This window comes from Streptomyces sp. NPDC057654, from assembly GCF_042800135.1.
Taxonomy (GTDB): Bacteria; Actinomycetota; Actinomycetes; order Streptomycetales; family Streptomycetaceae; genus Streptomyces.
Map to the genome: position 1 here is coordinate 1 of NZ_JBHVHQ010001256.1, position 1,774 is coordinate 1,774.

The following is a 1,774-nucleotide window of genomic DNA, read 5'->3' on the forward strand; positions in this document are numbered from 1 at the left end:
GCCCTGGAGGCACCCACATGGCAACACCCCTCACCGCGGACGTCCTGGTCGCCGCCCTGAAGGCCGAAGGCGTACGCGTCGTCGAGCACTCCGGCTGGCGCACCCACAACCGCAACCACAAGGGCCCCTGGGGCCCGGTCAACGGCGTGATCATTCACCACACCGTCACCAGCGGCACCGAGTCCTCCGTGGAGATGTGCTTCAACGGCTATGACGAGCTGCCCGGCCCGCTGTGCCACGGCGTCATCGCCAAGGACGGCACCGTGCACCTCGTCGGCAACGGCCGCGCCAACCACGCGGGCAAGGGCGACGGCTCCGTCCTGAACGCCGTCATCCGCGAGAGCGCCCTGCCCCGTCCGACCGTCAACGACACCGACGGGAACACCCGCTTCTACGGCTTCGAGTGCGTCAACCTCGGCGACGGCGCCGACCCCTGGCCGGCCGCCCAGCTCGCGGCCATCGAGCGGGTCTCCGCCGCCGTCTGCCGCGCGCACGGCTGGAGTTCGGCCAGCGTCATCGGCCACAAGGAGTGGACCAACAACAAGATCGACCCGCGCGGCTTCAGCATGGCCGACATGCGCTCGCGCGTCGCCGGCCGCCTCAAGGGCGAGCCCTCCGGCGGCGACGGCTCCGCGGAGCCGGACACCTACACCGTGCGGCCCGGCGACACCCTCTCCTCCATCGCCGCCGCGTTCCACACCACCGTCGAGATCCTGATGGCCCTCAACGGCATCACCGACCCGAACCGCATCCAGGCCGGGCAGACCCTGAAGATCCCCGGCGCCGACACCCCGCGCTACGCGCCCTTCCCCGGCGAGGACTTCTTCCGGAGCTCCCCCCGATCGCCGCTGATCACCGCCATGGGCCGCCGCCTGGTCGCCGAGGGCTGCTCCGCGTACGAGGACGGGCCCGGCCCGCAGTGGTCCGCCGCCGACCGGGAGTCCTTCCGCAAGTGGCAGCGCAAGCTCGGCGACGCCCCCGAGTTCTGCGACGGGTGGCCGGGCCGCAGGCAGTGGGACGCGCTGAAGGTCCCGTACACCGCCTGAGCCACCCGATGGCCCCCACAGTTCCGCTGATTCACCGAACCGCAGACCCCAAGGACCTACCTATGTCCGAAGCCGCCAAGCGCACCCTGCGCACCGTCCTGCAGACCGCCGTCGGTCTCGCCCTCGCGCTGCCCGCCATCGTCGACGCGGCGGGTCTCCCGGCCAGCCTGCCCTGGGTCGCCGGGGCGCTCGCCGTGGCCGGCGGGCTGGCCCGGGTGATGGCACTGCCCGCCGTCCAGGCCCTGCTCCCGGGCTGGCTGCGCACCTCCCCCGAGAGCGCGCCTGCCGTATCCGCCGCGCCCGCTGAAACCGCCGCACCCGCCGTACTCGGCACGTCCGCCGAAAGCGACGACCGGGGGCGCGCGTGAACGACCCCGCTCCCTATGACACGGCCGCGGTCGCTCTCGAACTGGAGCGGCTGCGCGGCTCGATGGAGGCGGGCTTCACCCGGGTCGACGGCTCGCTGGCGCTGCTGGTCCAGCGCAGCGACCAGAGCGACCGGCAGCTGTCGGACCACGAGGCACGCCTCGACGCCCTGGAGCGTGCCCGCTGGCCCCTGGCCAGCATCGCCACGCTGACCGCGGTGGTCGGGCTCGCCCTGCCCATCTGGCAACTGGCGTCGCGCTGACCGGACCGGCCGCCCCGGCCCTCCGGCGAAGCCGCCCGGCGGGGCGAACCACCCGGTTCGCCCCGCCGGCCCGGAGCCGTCGGCGGCGCACGTCACCGGA

At 73.7% G+C, this 1,774-nt stretch carries 3 protein-coding genes; all 3 read left to right on the plus strand.

What is annotated here, in order from left to right; translation table 11 throughout:
* Positions 1-17: 17 nt before the first annotated feature.
* The 3 genes from ACFU99_RS42595 to ACFU99_RS42605 all read left to right on the plus strand — a co-directional run bounded on the left by ACFU99_RS42595 (position 18) and on the right by ACFU99_RS42605 (position 1,674).
* Positions 18-1,046 carry a peptidoglycan-binding protein gene (locus tag ACFU99_RS42595; RefSeq protein ID WP_384403873.1) on the plus strand — a complete coding sequence of 343 codons (1,029 nt, stop codon included), beginning with the start codon at positions 18-20 and terminating at the stop codon, positions 1,044-1,046.
* A gap of 62 nt (positions 1,047-1,108) precedes the next feature.
* Positions 1,109-1,414 (plus strand): hypothetical protein, encoded by a 306-nt coding sequence (locus tag ACFU99_RS42600; RefSeq protein ID WP_384403876.1) that lies wholly within the window; start codon positions 1,109-1,111, stop codon positions 1,412-1,414.
* A complete protein-coding gene (locus ACFU99_RS42605; RefSeq protein WP_384403879.1) occupies positions 1,411-1,674 on the plus strand; it encodes a hypothetical protein in 264 nt (87 codons plus the stop codon). The genes ACFU99_RS42600 and ACFU99_RS42605 overlap by 4 nt, the downstream gene beginning before the upstream one ends.
* Positions 1,675-1,774: the final 100 nt, after the last annotated feature.

What these genes read in the sequence shown, in the direction of transcription:
- ACFU99_RS42595 (WP_384403873.1), top strand. Translation starts at nt 18, where the DNA reads ATGGCAACACCCCTCACCGCGGACGTCCTGGTCGCCGCCCTGAAGGCC.
- ACFU99_RS42600 (WP_384403876.1), top strand. Translation starts at nt 1,109, where the DNA reads ATGTCCGAAGCCGCCAAGCGCACCCTGCGCACCGTCCTGCAGACCGCC.